At 68.9% G+C, this 17,409-nt stretch carries 11 protein-coding genes and 1 pseudogene; 8 read left to right on the top strand and 4 right to left on the bottom strand.

The genetic code is table 11. The annotated features are described in order from the left end of the window. Positions 1-246 precede the first annotated feature (246 nt). Positions 247-2,895, top strand: a complete 2,649-nt coding sequence (cphA, locus tag KZ686_RS07610; protein WP_265633365.1) for a cyanophycin synthetase — start codon at positions 247-249, stop codon at positions 2,893-2,895. A 130-nt stretch (positions 2,896-3,025) separates the two neighbouring features. Beyond that, positions 3,026-5,599 (top strand): cyanophycin synthetase, encoded by a 2,574-nt coding sequence (gene cphA, locus KZ686_RS07605; RefSeq protein ID WP_265633364.1) that lies wholly within the window; start codon positions 3,026-3,028, stop codon positions 5,597-5,599. Between the two features lie 73 nt (positions 5,600-5,672). Here cphA (KZ686_RS07605) and KZ686_RS07600 read toward each other — a convergent pair whose 3' ends face one another. Next, positions 5,673-6,332, bottom strand: coding sequence for an amino acid ABC transporter permease (locus KZ686_RS07600; protein ID WP_149317858.1), 660 nt, complete (start codon positions 6,330-6,332; stop codon positions 5,673-5,675). Between the two features lie 129 nt (positions 6,333-6,461). Next, positions 6,462-7,205: a transporter substrate-binding domain-containing protein gene (locus KZ686_RS07595; protein ID WP_223819806.1), complete on the bottom strand. Its 744-nt coding sequence runs from the start codon at positions 7,203-7,205 to the stop codon at positions 6,462-6,464. Between the two features lie 320 nt (positions 7,206-7,525). Between KZ686_RS07595 and KZ686_RS07590 the strand changes: the two genes are divergently transcribed. After that, positions 7,526-9,031 carry a hemolysin family protein gene (locus KZ686_RS07590; RefSeq protein WP_265633363.1) on the top strand — a complete coding sequence of 502 codons (1,506 nt, stop codon included), beginning with the start codon at positions 7,526-7,528 and terminating at the stop codon, positions 9,029-9,031. Between the two features lie 148 nt (positions 9,032-9,179). Here KZ686_RS07590 and KZ686_RS07585 read toward each other — a convergent pair. Next, positions 9,180-9,602: pseudogene (locus KZ686_RS07585) on the bottom strand (phosphatase PAP2 family protein); the annotation flags it as partial. Positions 9,603-10,034: 432 nt separating this feature from the next. Here KZ686_RS07585 and KZ686_RS07580 point away from each other — a divergent pair. From KZ686_RS07580 to KZ686_RS07570, 3 genes are all read left to right on the top strand, one after another. Continuing rightward, positions 10,035-10,181: a hypothetical protein gene (locus tag KZ686_RS07580; RefSeq protein WP_190286413.1), complete on the top strand. Its 147-nt coding sequence runs from the start codon at positions 10,035-10,037 to the stop codon at positions 10,179-10,181. Positions 10,182-10,363: 182 nt separating this feature from the next. Then, the gene (locus KZ686_RS07575) at positions 10,364-12,538 is read left to right on the top strand and encodes a S8 family peptidase (RefSeq protein WP_190286414.1); all 2,175 of its coding nucleotides are present in this window, start codon (positions 10,364-10,366) and stop codon (positions 12,536-12,538) included. Next, complete coding sequence (locus tag KZ686_RS07570; RefSeq protein ID WP_265633362.1) at positions 12,535-13,902, top strand: MBL fold metallo-hydrolase; 1,368 nt, start codon at positions 12,535-12,537, stop codon at positions 13,900-13,902. Before KZ686_RS07575 ends, KZ686_RS07570 begins: the two co-directional genes overlap by 4 nt. Positions 13,903-13,944: 42 nt before the next feature. Here the strand turns inward: KZ686_RS07570 and KZ686_RS07565 are convergent, their stop codons facing one another. Continuing rightward, complete coding sequence (locus KZ686_RS07565; RefSeq protein WP_149317853.1) at positions 13,945-14,898, bottom strand: LysR family transcriptional regulator; 954 nt, start codon at positions 14,896-14,898, stop codon at positions 13,945-13,947. A 125-nt stretch (positions 14,899-15,023) separates the two neighbouring features. Between KZ686_RS07565 and KZ686_RS07560 the strand changes: the two genes are divergently transcribed. Continuing rightward, positions 15,024-16,286, top strand: coding sequence for a D-amino acid dehydrogenase (locus tag KZ686_RS07560; protein ID WP_265633361.1), 1,263 nt, complete (start codon positions 15,024-15,026; stop codon positions 16,284-16,286). Between the two features lie 127 nt (positions 16,287-16,413). Beyond that, positions 16,414-17,367: a glutamate/aspartate ABC transporter substrate-binding protein gene (locus tag KZ686_RS07555; protein WP_150084201.1), complete on the top strand. Its 954-nt coding sequence runs from the start codon at positions 16,414-16,416 to the stop codon at positions 17,365-17,367. Positions 17,368-17,409: the final 42 nt, after the last annotated feature.

The raw sequence follows: 17,409 nt of genomic DNA, 5'->3' as shown, positions 1-17,409 counted from the left end.
AAACGACATGTCTTGATACAAATAAAAATGGCGGGCGCTGCCGGAATGCCGATATGTCGCAGACAATTCGGCGCAAGTGCGGTGCAAGCGCGGCGCAAGTATACATAAGCCACATCCGCGCGGCGGCGTCTGTCGCGGCGCACAAACGCTTTTTCGTCGGGAAGTCAACCAGGTCTACGCTGTAACGTTATTGAAAGGTTAGACTTCCGCCCCACGGGCGCATCGCCCATGCCTCAAGCTAATTCAATGAAGAAAAAGGACATTGAGATATTCGATGTCATGTCGCTGCGCGGCCCCAATATGTGGACATATGGGCCGGTGCTGGAGGCGTGGGTCGATATCGGAGAACTGGAGGAATACCCCTCCAACAAGATCCCCGGTTTCTACGAGCGCCTCTCGGCCTGGCTGCCTTCGCTGATCGAGCACCGGTGCAGCATCGGCGAACGGGGCGGCTTCCTGCAGCGGCTGAAGGAAGGCACCTGGCCCGCCCACATCATGGAGCACGTGACGCTGGAGCTGCTGAGCCTGGCCGGCATGCCCGGCGGCTTCGGCAAGGCGCGCGAGACCCCGCTGGTGGGCGTCTACAAGGTCATCGTGACGGCCTGGGATGAACGCGTGGCGCGCGCCGCGCTGTTCCTCGCGCGCGACCTGGTGATGGCCGCGATCGAGGACCGCGCCTTCGACGTCGACGCGGCGGTGGACGAACTGCGCGGCCTGATCGATCGCCACTGGCTGGGCCCGAGCACGGCCTGCATCGTCTACGCCGCCGACGACCGCCGTATCCCCGCGCTGCGCCTGTCCGACAGCAATCTGGTCCAGCTCGGCCATGGCGCACGCCAGCGCCGCATCTGGACCGCCGAGACCGACCGCACCAGCGCCATCGCCGAAAGCATTTCGCGCGACAAGGACCTGACCAAGTCGCTGCTGGAATCGTGCGGCGTGCCGGTGCCCGAGGGCCGGCTGGTGCAGAGCGCCGACGACGCCTGGGAGGCCGCCGAGGAGATCGGCGTGCCGGTGGTGGTCAAGCCCTACGACGGCAACCACGGCCGCGGCGTGTTCACCAACCTGATCAGCCGCGAGGAAGTGCAGACCGCCTATGCGGTGGCCATCGAGGAAGGCAGCGGCGTCATCGTCGAGCGCTTCGTCCCCGGCAACGAACACCGCCTGCTGGTGGTCGGCGGCCGGCTGGTGGCGGCGGCGATGGGCGAATCGGCGAGCGTGGTGGGCGACGGCAAGTCGACCATCGACGAGCTGATCGAACTGCAGATCAACTGCGACCCGCGCCGCGGCAACACCGAGGATCATCCGCTGAACCGCGTGCGGCTCGATTCGGCCGCCCGTCTCGAACTGAAGCGCCAGGGCTTCACCGCGGAGTCGGTGCCGCCCGAGGGCCGCCATGTGCTGATCCAGCGCAACGGCAACGTGGCGTTCGACGTCACCGACCGCGTCCACCCGAGCGTCGCCGCGCATGCCGCGCTGGCGGCGCGCGTGGTGGGCCTGGATATCGCCGGCATCGACCTGGTGGCCGAGGACATCTCGCGCCCGCTCGCCGAACAAGGCGGCGCGATCGTCGAGGTCAATGCCGGCCCCGGCCTGCTGATGCATCTGAAGCCCGCCGCCGGCACGCCGCGTCCTGTGGGCCGCGCCATCGTCGATCATCTGTTCCCGCCCGCGGCCGACGGCGACGCCCCGGCCGACGACGGCCGCATTCCCGTGGTCGGCATCACCGGCACCAACGGCAAGACCGTGGTCGCCAAGCTGGTCGCGCGCCTGCTGCAGCTGTCCGGCCGCCATACGGGCCTGGCCTGCAGCGACGGCCTGTATTTGGATCGACGACTGGTCGAAGGCGGCGATCGCGCCAACTGGGAGGCCGCCACCCGCGTGCTGAAGAACCGCGCCGTCGAGGCGGCCGTGTTCGAGAACGACAGCGGCACGATGCTGTCCGAGGGCCTGGCCTACGATCGCTGCCTGGTAGGCGTGGTGACCAATATCGATACCCCCGACCACCTCGGCCACTACTACATCGAAGACGCCGAGAAGATGTACAGCGTGTTGCGCACGCAGGTCGACGTCGTGCTCAAGCACGGCGCCGCGGTGCTCAACGCGCGCGATCCGCTGGTGGTCGAGATGGCCGAGCTGTGCGACGGCGACGTGATCTTCTTCGGCGCCAGCGCCGAGCTGCCCGCGATCGCCCAGCACCGCGCCGCCGGCAAGCGCGCGGTGTACGTGCGCGACGGCCGCATCGTGCTGGCCACCGGCAACAGCGAGCTGCCGCTGGCCGACGTCGCGGCGATTCCGCTGACCTATGCGGGCCGCGTCGGCTTCCAGATCGAGAACGTGCTGGCGGCGGTTGCCGCGGCGTGGGCGCTGGGCATCTCGCACGAGCTGATCCGCGCCGGCGTGATGACCTTCGATGTGGGCCAGCTCGACGTGCCGGGCCGCTTCACGCTGTTCGAGCGCAACGGCGCCACGGTGATCGTCGACGACGCGCACAACGCGCCGGCGCTCGAGGCACTGGCCAAGGCGCTGGACCGCTTCCCGTCCGAACGCCGGCTGGCCGTGTTCGGCGCCGGCGTCGACCGCCGCGACGCCGACCTGATCGAGCAGGGCAAGGCGCTCGGCGCCGCCTTCGATCGCGTGTTCCTGTGCGAAGACCGCAGCGTCACGCGCAAGCTGCCCGACAGCGAGGCGCGCGCGTTGCTGAAGAAGGGACTGTACGAAGGCCGCCGCGTCAACAAGATCATCGACCAGGGCAGCCGGCGCGAGGCCGTCGAGGCCGCGCTGTCGCAGCTGGTGGCGGGCGATCTGCTGGTGCTGCAGGCCGACGAGGCCGACATCAGCACCACGCTGGACCAGGTCCACCATTGGCTGGGCCAGCCGGCCCGGCGCGGTTGACCGGCCGGCATCGATGGTCAGAGGCAAGGCGCCGAGGCTCCGACACTCTGAAGCGCTGAAGGATAGAACGGTCGCCTGCCGCGGGGTCGCGCCCCGCCCGGCCGGCGGCCGACCGATAGGAAACTGATTGATGGAAGTCTCACGCATCCGCGCGCTGCGCGGTCCGAACCTGTGGTGCCGCCACACCGCGATCGAAGCGATCGTCGCGTGCCCCGACGAAGCCGGCACGATCGAGGACCTGCCGGGTTTCGAGGAGCGCCTGCGCGCCCGCTTCCCCGACATCGGCCCGCTGCGCCCCGACGATGCGCACGGCGATGCCTCGCTGGCCCATGCGCTCGAATGCGCGACGCTGCGGCTGCAGGCCGCCGCCGGTTGCCCGGTGACCTTCAGCCGTACCTCGCCCACCGTCGAGCCCGGCACCTATCAGGTGGTGGTGCAGTACAGCGAGGAAGAGGTCGGACGCCTCGCGCTCGATCTCGCCCAGCAGCTGTGCCGCGCCGCGCGCGACGACACGCCGTTCGATCTGGACGGCGCGCTGGCCCGCCTGCGCGAGCTCGACGAGGACGTGCGCCTCGGACCGAGCACCGGCTCCATCGTCCATGCCGCGATCGCGCGCGGCATCCCCTATCGCCGCCTCACGCAGGGCAGCATGGTGCAGTTCGGCTGGGGTAGCCGCCAGCGGCGCATCCAGGCCGCGGAAACCGACATGACCAGCGCGGTCGCGGAATCGATCGCGCAGGACAAGGAGCTGACCAAGAGCCTGCTGCATGCGGCCGGCGTGCCGGTGCCGCAGGGCCGCTCGGTGTGCAGCGCCGAGGAAGCCTGGCAAGTCGCGCAGGAGATCGACGCGCCGGTGGTGGTCAAGCCGCGCGACGGCAACCAGGGCAAGGGCGTGGCCGTGCGCATCCGCACGCGCGAGGAAGTGATGGCGGCCTATGAGGTCGCGGCCGAGATCAGCAGCGACGTGATCGTCGAACGCTATATCCCGGGGCACGATTTCCGTCTGCTGGTGGTCGGCAATCAGCTGGTCGCCGCGGCCCGGCGCGATCCGCCCCAGGTCATCGGCGATGGCGTGCATACCGTGCGCCAGCTGGTCGACGAGGTCAATCGCGATCCGCGCCGCGGCGAGGGCCACGCGACCTCGCTGACCAAGATCCGCTTCGACGATATCGCGCTGGCCACGCTCGCCAAGCAGGGCCTCACCGCGGAATCGGTGCCGCCCAAGGGCACGCGCGTGATCCTGCGCAACAACGCCAACCTGTCGACCGGCGGCACCGCCACCGATGTCACCGACGACGTGCATCCCGAGATGGCGGCGCGCGCGGTGGCCGCGGCGCAGATGGTCGGCCTCGACATCTGCGGCGTCGATGCGGTCTGCGAGACCGTGCTAAAGCCCTTCGAGGAACAGGCCGGCGGCATCGTCGAGGTCAATGCCGCGCCGGGCCTGCGCATGCATCTGCAGCCGTCCTACGGCAAGGGCCGCGCGGTCGGCGAGGCGATCATCTCGACGATGTTCGCCGACGGCGACGACGGCCGCATTCCGGTGGTCGCGGTGTCGGGCACCAACGGCAAGACCACCACGGTCCGGCTGATCACCCATCTGCTGACCGGCAGCGGCCTGCGCATGGGCATGACCGGCACCGACGGCGTCTACATCAACGGCCAGCGCATCGACACCGGCGACTGCAGCGGCCCGCGCAGCGCGCGCAACGTGCTGATGCACCCCGACGTCGACGCGGCCGTGTTCGAGACCGCGCGCGGCGGCCTGCTGCGCGAGGGGCTGGCGTTCGACCGCTGCGATGTCGCGGTGGTGACCAATGTCGGCGAAGGCGACCACCTCGGGCTGTCCTATATCAGCACGGTCGAAGACCTGGCAGTGCTCAAGAGCGTGATCGTGCAGAACGTCTCGCCGCAGGGCATGGCCGTGCTCAACGCCGCCGATCCGATGGTCGCGCGCATGGCCGACGCCTGCCCCGGCGCGGTGACCTTCTTCGCCCGCGATGCCGAGCACCCGGTGCTGGCCACGCATCGCGCGCAGGGCAAGCGCGTGGTGTTCACCGACGGCGGCGATCTGGTCGCCGCCGAGGGCGACACGCAGGTACGCATCGCGCTGAAGGACATCCCGCTGACGCGCGGCGGCAGCATCGGCTTCCAGGTCGAGAACGCGATGTCGGCGACCGCGGCCGCGTGGGCGCTGGGCATCGACTGGTCGGTGATCCGCCGCGGCCTGGCGACCTTCGTCAGCGACGCCGCCAGCGCGCCGGGCCGCTTCAATCTGTTCGACTACCGCGGCGCCACGCTGATCGCCGACTACGGCCACAACCCGGACGCGATCCAGGCGCTGTGCAACGCGATCGAGACGATGCCGGCGCGCCGCCGCATGGTGGTGATCAGCGGCGCCGGCGACCGCCGCGACGAGGACATCCGCCGCCAGACGCAGATCCTCGGCGGCGTATTCGACGACGTGGTGCTGTACCAGGACCAGTGCCAGCGCGGACGCGCCGACGGCGAGGTGCTGGCGCTGCTGCGCGAGGGGCTGGAAGGCGCCACGCGCGCCAGCGCGGTCGAAGAGATCCGCGGCGAATTCCTCGCCATCGACACCGCGCTGGGCCGCCTGCAGCCGGGCGACCTGTGCCTGATCCTGGTCGATCAGGTCGAGGAAGCGCTGGACCACATCGCGAAGCGGATCGCGGAAGCCGCTTGAGGGGTTGACGCTCTCCCCCAAGCGGGAGAGGGCTGGGGAGAGGGCAATTGCGCCCCGTCTCCCCTACCCCGCCTCAATGCCGCCCCGGCAACGACAACCTGCGCTCCAGCAGCCGCTGCACGAACGACAGCAGCGTGCTCAAGACCCAGTAGATCGCCGCCGCGGCCAGGTAGAGCGGCAGCGGCTGGTAGGTCGCGGCAATCAATTCCTGCGTGGTGCGCAGCAGTTCGGTGACCGTGATCACCGACACCAGCGAGGTGTCCTTGATCAGGCTGATCAGGCTGTTCGACAGGCTCGGCACCGCGATGCGCAGCGCCTGCGGACCGACCACGTAGCGCAGCGTCTGCGCCGGCGTCAGCCCGAGGCTATAGGCCGCCAGCCATTGCCCGCGCGAGATGCCCAGGATCGCGCCGCGCATGCTCTCCGACAGATAGGCGCCGACGTTCAGGCTCAGCGTCAGCACCCCCGCCGGGGTCGGTTCGAGCGCGATGCCGATGCCCGGCAGGCCGTAATACACCACGAAGATCTGCACCAGCAGCGGCGTGCCACGCATCACGCTGACATAGACGCGCGCGATCGCCCGCAGCACGCGGTTGTGGCCGATCCCCATCAGCGCGACCACCAGCCCGATCACCAGCCCGAAGGCCATCGACGACAGCGCGAACTTGATGGTCAGCACCATGCCTTGCAGCAGCACGGGCAGCGAATCGATTACCAGTTGGAGGGATGGCATGGCAGGCGGGATCAGGGGCGCAAGTGGCCGCGCAAGAGAGCGCGCAAAGTCGGAATCATAAAGTGGTGCCCCAAAAAACAAAACGGCAGTGCGATTGCACTGCCGTCTGCCTTTCGGCGATCCGTCGGCTTACTTGACCGGCTTGGTCACGTCCGCGCCGAACCACTTGACCGACAGCCTGGTCAGCGTGCCGTCCTTGCGCAGATCGTCGAGCGCGCGGTCGATGGCCTGCGCGAACTTGGGGTTGTCCTTGCGGTACGGGATCGCGACCTCGGTATCGCCGCCCTGCACCACCGCGCCGGCGCGCAGCGGCAGATTCGACGTCTTGATCAGGTAGTTGACCATCAGCCGGTCGTTCAGCGCGGCATCGACACGCTGCGCGGCCAGGTCGCGCAGATATTCGGGCGCGCCGGGATACGTCTTGACGTCGATGCCCGCCACCGACTTGGCCAGCTCGTTGTAGTTGCTGCCGAGGCTGACGCCCAGCCGCTTGCCCTTCAGATCCTCCAGCGACTTGAATTCGCGCTTGTCGTCCTTGCGCTGGATCAGCTGCGCGGCCGAGTAGACGTAGGGCTTGGAGAAATCCAGCACCTGCTTGCGCTGCGGCGTCACGTTGACCTGATTGACGATCACGTCGAACTTGCCCGCCTGCAGGCCGGCGATGATGCCGCTCCATTCGGTGGTGACGAACTCCGGCTTGACGCCCAGCTTGCCGGCCACCGCGCGCGCGACGTCGACGTCGAAGCCCTCGAGCTGGTTGTTGGCGCCGCGATAGCCGAACGGGGGATAGGTGCCCTCCAGGCCGATCTTCAGGACGCCGGCCTGCTTGACGTTGTCGAGCAGATCGGCGGCATGGGCGCCGGCCATCGCCATGGCGAGCAGCGGCGCCGCGATCAGTGGGCGAATCCAGCCAGCGGGAAACCAGGTCATCGAGTTCTCCAAACGAAGTTGATGGACGGCATGATAGTGCATGCGCCTGACGGCGCTTCGGCAGCGTTTCGGTAGCGCTTCGGCACGCCATGCGTACCGGCACAGAGTAAGTCAACCGCTATCGAATCAAAAATAACAATTTATTATGGCTATATAACGACCGATCCAGGCGGCGTTCCGTTCTCATTGACAGCCCGCATCGGCCTGCACCATCATCGAAGCGCCCCTCCGGCCTCAAGCCACCGGCCCCCGCCGCCATCGCCATGTTCGTCCTGATCCTGCTGCTGCTGATCCTGATCAGCGCCTTCTTCTCGATCTCCGAGATCGCCCTGACCGCCGCGCGCCGCACCAAGCTGCAGACGCTGTCCGAGCGTGGCGACCGGCGCGCGACCAAGGTGATGCTGCTCAAGGAGGAGCCGGGCAACTTCTTCACCATCGTCCAGATCGGCGTCAATACCGTCGCCATCCTGGCCGGCGTACTGGGCGAGAAGCATCTGTCGGACTTCGCCTTCGCGCTGCTGTCGCCCTATTTCACCGACACGGTCGCGCAGCGCATGGCCAATATCGGCTCCTTCCTGCTGGTCACGCTGCTGTTCATCCAGTTCGCCGACCTGATTCCGAAGCGGATCGCGATGAGCTTCCCCGAAACGTGCGCGCTGGCGGTGATCGGTCCGATGCTGTGGCTGCTGAAGGTGCTCAAGCCGCTGGTCTGGCTGTTCAACGCCGCCGCCGACGCCGCGCTGAAGCTGCTCGGCCTGCCGACCAAGGCCGTGGAGCAGATCACGTCCGAAGACATCGCGGCGATGGTCGATGCCGGCGCCGAGGCCGGCGTGCTGCTCAAGCACGAGATCCATCTGATCGAGAACGTGTTCGAGCTCGACTCCAAGAGCGTGACGGCGATCATGACGCCGCGGGACGAGGTGGTGTACCTCGCGCTGGACGAAAGCCCCGACAGCCTGCGGCGCAAGCTGGTCAAGTATCCGCACGCGCAATATCCGGTCTGCGACCACGACCTGGACGACGTGCAGGGCTTCGTCGAATCGCAGGACATCCTGCGCTCGATGCTGGCCGACGAGGCCGATTCCGCGATCGCCAACCTGGCGCGGCACTACGACAAGAACGTGCTGGTGATTCCCGACACGCTGACGCTGTCCGAGGCGATGACGCGCTTTCGCGAGATGCACCAGAGCTTCGCGGTGGTGATGAACGAATACGGGCTGGTGGTCGGCATCGTCACGCTCGACGATATCGTCGGCGCGCTGATGGGCGACATCCTCTATTCGTCGGAGGACGAGCAGATCGTGCGGCGCGACGAGGACTCGTGGCTCGTCGATGGCGTGACGCCGCTGGTCGACCTGAAGAAGGCGCTCGATCTCGACACGCTGCCGGCAGAGGACTATGTCGACACCGCGGCCGGACTGGTGATCTACACGCTGAAGCGCATCCCGAAGAAGTCGGAGTTCATCGAGACCGCGGGCTACCGCTTCGAGGTGCTCGACATCGACCACCACAAGATCGACCAGCTGCTGGTGTCGCGGCTGCCGGCGGGGCGCGGCGGTGGCACTGGCACTGGCACTGGCACTGGCACTGGCACTGGCACTGGTACTGGCACCAGCAGCGCCGCTGGTCCTAAGCCGGCGCAGGCATCGCCGCAGCCCGTGGCGCCGGCGGTCGCGCCGCCGGCCGGTCCGGCGGCCGATCCAGCCGCGCCGGACTCCGCTCCATCTCCGGCCTCGGCCCCGGCGCCGGCACAACGGGCACGGCCTTAGCGGCGTCTCGATAGCGCTCCACGTTGTGGGGCAGATGATAGACCGCGACCCAGGCGCCCGCTGCCAGCGCGGCCGCCGCGGCGACGCCGGCCAGCGGCGCCGGCGACAGCCTGGCCGGCACATGCAGCGTCAGATAGGCGGTCGCCAGCATCACGATCCACGCCATGCCGAGCGCGTAACCGGCCACCACGTCCGACAGCCAATGCATGCCCAGATAGAGCCGCGACAGGCCGATGGCGACCACCACGGTCGCCGTCACCGCCAGCACCGGAATGCGCACGCGCCAGGGCTGCCGCACGCAGAGCAGGAAGGCCAGGAAGCCGTAGGTGACCATGCTGCTGGTCGCGTGGCCGCTCGGAAATGAAAACGACTCGACGCCGCCGTAGATGCTGGCCGGCCGGCCGCGCGCCAGGGCGTACTTGAGCACCAGCACGCAGGCACGCGCGCCGATCAGCGCGATCGTCCAATAGATCGCGGCGGCCCACGCGCGGCGCCACGCCAGCCAGCCGAACACCGCGATGCCGATCGCCACCGCGATGCGCGCGCCGCCGAATTCCGTGATGGCGGTCATCGCGACGTCGAGCCAGTCCTGCCGGCCCTGCTGCAGCCACGCGAACACCGCCTGGTCGACCCGCACCAGCGGCGTTTCCGCGGCCACCGCCACCGCAAGCCAGATCAGCAGGCCGCCGCTGCCAAGCAGCACCGCGGCCGCGAGCACGACCAGCAGGATCTCGGCGACCTCGCGCTCCAGCAGCTTCAGCACCCGCGGCCAGCGCTCGCCCGCACGCGCGTGCAGCGCATCGCGCGCGACGTGCCGCAGCGAATCGAGCAGCCGTACCACCGGATGGATCAGCACCAGCGCGATGCGGACCAGGCAGAGCCCCAGCACGGCCAGCACGACGAACAGCAGCAGGCCGCCGATCAGCAGGCCGGGCGTGGGCTGCTCGAAGCGCAGCCAGGCAGGCCAGGCCGCGATCAGCTCGTCCATCGTGGCCTCTGGCTCGTGCTCGATCTCGTGCTCGATCTGGTGCTCAATCTCGTCATCCGTTTCGTCGCCATTGGTGGCATGGGCAGGTTCCGTGTTTTCGTAATTCTCGCGGCAATGACCGTGTCATCCGGGCCGGGTACAACACCGCGTCAATCCGCATGATAGAACGCGCGCCGTGCGGATCGCGCCCGCGCCGCCGGGTCGCGCCCACGCCGCCGGGTCGCTCGCGCCCGCGCCGCCATCAGGCAGCGATCGCACTGAACTCACGCTTGAAAAATTTGCAGTGGCCGCGCCGGCACGAAGCCGTTAGGCTATGCAGCGAGCGCGACGAGGAGACAACCCCGATGCCCCGCGACGATACCCCACCCCTGCAGCATCTGCATCCCAAGCTGCGCCAGGTCAGCAACGGCAGCGAGCCGGTCAACCAGCTGCGCGCGCAATATTCGCAATGCGTGGTGACCCGCAAGTCCGCGCTGCCCGAACCGGCCGAGCGACGGCTGGCGATCGAGCAGCAGGAACGCGACCGCTTTGCCGCCGGCCTCAGCGACTACAGTTGCCTGACCGTGCATCGCGGCCGCGTGACGCGTCCCAAGCAGCAGGCCATGCCGGTGGCCGACGACGTCTTCATCAACGTGATCGTCGAGACCGAGCCGCGCGAGCCCGGCGCGCCCGACGATACCGAGCACGTGCTGCGCGCGATCGACCGCATGCTGGCGGAGGCCGGCCATCGTCGCCGGCCCGGGCAGCAGCCCGCCACGCCGCTGCTGCATCGGCGCAATTTCATCGCGGCCACCGTGCCGATCTCCACGTTGCGCGGTCTGGCCGCGCTCGAGGGCGTGCGCTACGTGCACCGCAGCGAAACGCTGTCGCTGCGGCTGCCGCGCCCTGATCGCGGCCCGGCCGCAGCGGCGGCGATCGCACCGACGCCGCGGCGCGTCGCGGTCGATGGCCAGGCGCAGAGCGGCGCCGGCGTGCTGATCGGCATCATCGATGTGGGCGGCTTCGATTTCTCGCATCCGGATTTTCTCGATGCCGACGGCAATACGCGCTTCCTGTCTATCTGGGATCAGGGCGGCGATTTCCGCCCGCCGCCGCAGGCCTTCGGCTATGGCGCCGAGCTGACGCGCGAGCGCCTGAACGCGGCGCTGCAGGCGGCGCGCAAGGGCGGACCGCCCGCCACCGAGCTGGAGCGCCAGTCGCAGCAGGAGCCCGGCTCGCATGCGACCCATGTGGCCAGCATCGCGGCGGGCAACCAGGGCCTGTGTCCCGGTGCGCTGATCGCCGGCGTGCTGATCAGCGTCGAGCCGCCCGGCGACGACTATGCCGCGCGGCGCTGGACCTTCAGCGATGCCTCGCGCATCGTCCATGCGGTCGAATATCTGCTGGCCGTTGCGGAGCGCGAGGGCCTGCCGCTGTCGATCAATATCAGCCTGGGGACCAACGGCGGCTCGCACGACGGCGCCAATGGCACCTGCCGCTGGCTCGACGCGTTCCTCGCCACGCCGGGCCGCGCGATCTCGATCGCGGCCGGCAATGCGGGACAGGAGCGTCCCACCGACGAGGACCGCTTCGGCTGGATCATGGGCCGCATCCATACCAGCGGCAAGATCGCGGCCAAGGGCCTGACGGTCGAACTCGAATGGATCGTGGTCGGCGACGGCATCGCGGACCTGTCCGAGAACGAGCTGGAGATCTGGTACGGCGCGCAGGACCGCTTCACGGTCTCGGTGCAGCCGCCGGGCTCCACCGAGTGGTACGAGGTCGCGCCGCGGCAGTACATCGAGAATCGCAGGCTGCCTGATGGCACCGTGCTGTCGGTCTACAACGAGCTCTACCATCCGTCCAACGGCGACAACTACATCGGCGTCTATCTGTCGCCCTTCCTCGATGCGCGCGCCTATACGCCGATCACGGCCGGCGTGTGGAAGGTGCGGCTGCACGGCGACGAGATCCGCGACGGCAGCTTTCACGCATGGATCGAACGCGACGATCCGATGGAGCTGCAGCGCCGGCGCGAGCTGGCGGCCTACCGCTTTCCGTCGTTCTTCGCCGAGGCGACCAACGTCGATTCGCATTCGATCAATTCGCTCGCCTGCGCGCATTGGGTGATCGGCGTGGCGAACGCCGACGCGGAGCAGGCACGGGTCCATATCTCCAGCAGCCAGGGGCCGACGCGCGACGGGCGCAACAAGCCCGATGTCTGCGCGCCGGGCACCGGCATCGTTGCCGCCAACGGCTTCGTCGAGGGCGGCGGCTGGGTCGCGATGACCGGCACCAGCATGGCCAGTCCCTATGTGTGCGGCGTCATCGGGCTGATGCTGGCCGCCAAGCCGACGCTGACGGCGGCGCAGTGCCAGGGGATTCTGCGGCGCACCGCGCGGCCGTTGCCCTCGCACGACTACGCCTGGCGCAACGACGCGGGCTACGGCCTGATCGACCCGGTCGCCGCGATCGAGGAGGCGCGCGCCTTCGACGAGCGCCGCGAGCGGCGTGACCCACCAGCGCGGAGGCGCGCATGAAGATCCGCCTGTTCCAGTCCTATCAGGGCGACTGCCTGCTCATCGAGGCGGCGTCGGGCCATCGGATGCTGTGCGATGGCGGCACCGGCGCGGCGATGCGCGATTTCGTCGCGCCGTCGCTGGAGCGGCTCGCGCGCGACGACGCCATGCTCGATCTGGTCTACGTCTCCCATATCGACGACGACCACCTGGGCGGCATTCTCGCGATGCTCGAGGCCGCGCTCGAATGGAAGGTCTACGACTACCACGCCGAGCGCGGCGATCCGCCGGCCAAGCCGGCGTCGCGCCGCGTGCCGCGCATCGGCGCGCTGTGGCACAACGCCTTCCACGACCAGATCGGCGCCAACGCGGGACCGATCCACTCGCTGCTCGCGGGCAGCGCGCGGGCGTTGCGGGCCAGCCACGTCGAGCCGCTCGAGGTGCTCGGGCGCGAGTACGCCCGCATTGCCAACTCGGTGCCGCAGGCGCTGCGGGTGTCCCGGCTGGTCAAGGCCGACCTGCTCGATATTCCGTTGAATCCGCCATTGGGCGAGGTGGTAACGCCGGCGTCGGCGTCGGCGTCAGCGTCAGCGTCAGCGTCGGCGTCGGCGTCGGCCGGCAAGCTGATCATCGCGCGGCCGGATGCCGCCGCGCAGTCGCTCGGTTCGCTGCGCATCCGCGTGCTCGGCCCCACCGCCGCGGAACTGAAGCGGCTGCGCGAAGGCTGGAACCACTGGCTGCGCGATCCCGCCAATCGGCTGCGTGCCCAGGCCATCCGCGACCGCTATGCCAGCGGGCTGCTGGCGATGGCTGGCGGCCGGGCCGACGATCCGTTCGACCTGCGCGAGTGGGAGGGCACGCCGTCATACCAGGGCGTCACCACGCCGAATATCGCGTCGCTGATCCTGCTGGTCGAAGAGGAAGACCGTCGCGTGCTGCTGACCGGCGACGCGCATCCCGACATGATCCTGGCCGGGCTGAAGCAGGCCGAACTGCTGCGCGATGGCGCGCTGCACGTCGACGTGCTGAAGGTCCAGCATCACGGCTCCGAGCACAATATGTCGCCGGCGTTCTGCCGCACGGTGTCGGCCGACCATTACCTGTTCTGCGGCAACGGCGCGCATACCAACCCGGAGCTGACCGTGCTCGACGCCCTGCTGGCCGCGCGCGTCGGCTCCGCCGAGCAGCGGGCACGCGCGCCGGAGGCCGAATCGCGGCCCTTCACGTTCTGGTTCAATACCACCGCCGCCGCGCAGACCCAGCAAAGCCATATCGCCCACATGGAGCGGGTCCAGCGTTGGGCCGACGCCGCGCTGCGCAAGCACGGTCCGCGGCTGCGGGTGCGCTTCGTCGAAGGCGCCTACGCCAGCCTGACGCTGCGCTGAGCGGCAGCATCGGCGCGGCCATGTCGGTGCGCGATCCGGCGGCTATTTGAGAGCGTGCTCGAAGGCGACCGCCGGCGCGGACAGGCGCCGGTCCAGTTGCCCCGCCAGTTCCAGCGCGGCCTCGGCAAAACGCTCGCGCAGCTGCTCGGCCAGGCTGGGAATGCCGCGATGGCTGGCGCGCAGCATCTGGATCTCGAAGGCCATCGCCGGCTGGATCTCGTGCAGCGAGACCGCCTGCGGATCGCTGCCGAGGGCGGTGTACTGGTCCAGCAGCGCCACGCCCAGCCCGCTCTCGACCAACTTGCGCGCCAGCGAATAGGTCTGGACTTCCAGCGTCGAGCGCGGCTCCAGCGCATTGCGCGCCAGCAGCTGGCGCACCATCAGGCCAAGCGAGCTGTGATCGTCGTAGCCGATGAAGGCGCGGTCCATCAGCCTGGCCATCGGCAACGGCGTGCGCCGCGTCGCCCCGGACAGCGGCTGGCCGCGCGGCACCGCCAGCAGCATGCGGCCTTCGGCGACGGTCTGCGCGGCGATCGCCTCGTGCGGCGGCGGCGCGAAGGCGAAGCCGATATCGATCTGGTTGCGCAGCAGGCCCTGCACGATCTCGTCGGTATGGTGGGTCAGCACCTGCACCTGGGTGTCGGGATGACGGGCGCAGAAGCGCTGCAGCGCCGGCACCAGCAGCGGATCGGCCAGGCTGGGCGTCGCCGCCACGCGCAGCCGGCCGGCGCCCTTGTGGCGCAGGCTCTCGGAGACCCGCCGCACGCGGTCGATCTCGCCATATAGCCGCTCGACATCGCCGTACAGCGCGGTGGCCTCGGGCGTCGGCCGCAGCCGGCCCTTGGCGCGGTCGAACAGGCGGAAGCCGAGCGAGGCCTCCGCATGCTGCAGCACGCGCGTGACCACCGGCTGCGAGACATGCAGCAGCCGCGCCGCCTCGCTGACGGTGCCGGTCAGCATCACGGCGCGGAAGATCTCGATCTGTCGCAGGCGCATGGGAATTCCGGGGGGCCGGGCAGGGTATAGCCGAAAGACATATTCTGGCACGTCTTCGCATTGGGCAGCCGGGCCGGCCTGCTCTACCCTTGCGGGATCGCAAACCGGTAGGGACGGATACGGCAATGAAGGTGGTGATCACCGGCGCCGGCGTGGTCGGCATGGCCACCGCCTGGCAACTGGCCAACGACGGCCATGAGGTCACGGTGCTGGAGCGGCGCGACGGCCCGGGGCTGGAGACCAGCTTCGCCAACGGCGGCCAGCTCAGCTACAGCTATGTCGCGCCGCTGGCCGGTCCGGGCGTGCTGTCCAAGGTGCCCGGCTGGCTGCTGCGCCGCGACGCGCCGCTGCGCTGGCGGCCGCGGCTGGACCTCGCCCAATGGCGCTGGCTGGCGGCCTTCGTCGGCGCCTGCAATGCCTCGCGCAGCGATGCCACCACGCGCAAGCTGCTGCGGCTGGCCTTCCATTCGCGCGACCGCATGCGGGCCTTGCTGGACGAGCACCAGATCGACTTCGATTTTGCGCGGCGCGGCAAGCTGATCGTCCATCGCGACGCCGCCAGCTTCGATGCCGCGCGCCGGCTGCTGGACTTCCAGGCCGGTCTCGGCAGCGAGCAGCACGCGCTGGACCGCGACGCCTGCGTCGCGCTGGAGCCGGCGCTGGCCGGCATCCGCGACCAGATCGCCGGCGCCATCCATACGCCCAGCGAGGAGGTGGCCGATTGCCACCGCTTCTGCGTCGGGCTGGCCAATCTGCTGCGCCAGCATCCCAATGTGTCGCTGCGCTTCGGCACCGCGGTGCGCGCGATCGAACGCCAGGGCGACGCGGCCCGCGGCGTACATACCGACAACGGCTTCGAGGCCGCCGACGCAGTGGTTCTGGCGGGCGGCATCGGCAGCGCGACGCTGCTGCGGCCGCTCGGACTGCGCGCGCCGCTGTGGCCGCTGAAGGGGTACAGCATCACGGTCCCCGTCGGCACCGGCGCGCAGGCGCCGCATATCAGCGTCACCGACTTCGCGCGCAAGATCGTCTATGCCCGCATCGGCAATACGCTGCGCGTGGCCGGCATGGCCGACCTGACGCGGCCCGATACACGGATCGACGAACGCCGCGCCGCGACGCTGCTGGACGAGACCCGCTCGGTGTTCGGCGGCATCGCCGGCGACCGGTGCCTGTCCGACCTGCAGCCATGGGCCGGGCTGCGCCCTGCCACGCCGAGCGGCCTGCCGCTGATCGGACAGTCGCGGCTGCGCAACCTGTGGCTCAATATCGGCCACGGCGGATTGGGGTTTACGCTGGCGATGGGCAGCGCGGGCCTGCTGGCGGATACGATGGCGGGGCGGCCGCCCAAGGTCGATCCCGCGGACTACAGCGCAACGCTGGCGTAGCGCCCGGCTGCGGCGCGTACGAACACAAGAGCGGAACGAGGAGCCGCCGCTTGCACGGCCCTTGCTAGCAGCACAATCGATGTCGCGTTTCAACAAGAGCCGTTCCACAACCAAGGAGAGCCTGACCATGAAACTGCCTACCGCCACCCGCATCGCGCCACGACCGGCGCGCCGTTCGCTGCGACCCGCGCTGGCCGCGCTGCTGACCGCCGCGCTCGCTTGCGGTGCGTTCGGCACCATCGGCGCCGCCCATGCCCAGCAGAACGACACGCTGGCCAAGATCAAGCAGAACGGCGTGATCACCCTGGGCCATCGCGAATCGTCGATCCCGTTCTCCTATACCAATGGCCGCGAGGTCATGGGGTATTCGCACGAGATCATGATGGCGATCGTCGACAAGGTGAAGACGCAGCTGAACATGCCGAACCTGCAGGTGCGGATGATCCCGATCACCTCGCAGAACCGCATCTCGCTGATGCAGAACGGCACCATCGATCTCGAATGCGGCTCGACCACCAACAACCTCGAGCGCCAGAAGCAGGTGGGCTTCACCAACAGCCTGTTCGTCTACGGCATCCGCATGCTGGTGCGCAAGGACGCCGGCGTGAAGGACTTCGACGACCTGAAGGGCCGCAACGTGGTGACCACCGCCGGCACCACCGGTGAACGCCTGCTGGTCAAGATGAACGGCGAGAAGGCGATGAACATGAACCTGACCGGCGCCAAGGACCACGGCCAGGCCTTCCTGATGCTCGAGTCCGGCCGCGCGGTCGCGTTCGTGATGGACGAGCCGCTGCTGTACGGCGAACTGACCAAGGCCAAGAATCCGGGCGAATGGACCGTCGCCGGCACGCCGCTGCAGACGGAAAACTACGCCTGCATGCTGCGCAAGGACGACCCGCAGTTCAAGGCGCTCGCCGACGGCGTGATCGCCGACCTGATGAAGTCGGGCAAGGCCGAGCAGCTGTACAAGAAGTGGTTCCAGTCGCCGATCCCGCCGCGCGGCATCAACATGAACTACCCGCTGTCGGCCGAGATGAAGGACCTGTTCGCGAACCCGAACGACAAGGCGTTCCAGTAAGCGTCTCGGTCCCTGGCTGAAAGAAGTCCGCATCGGCGCGCA

Source organism: Cupriavidus cauae (genome assembly GCF_026210475.1).
GTDB lineage: Bacteria > Pseudomonadota > Gammaproteobacteria > Burkholderiales > Burkholderiaceae > Cupriavidus > Cupriavidus cauae.
This window is presented reverse-complemented; position numbering and strand designations above follow the sequence as displayed.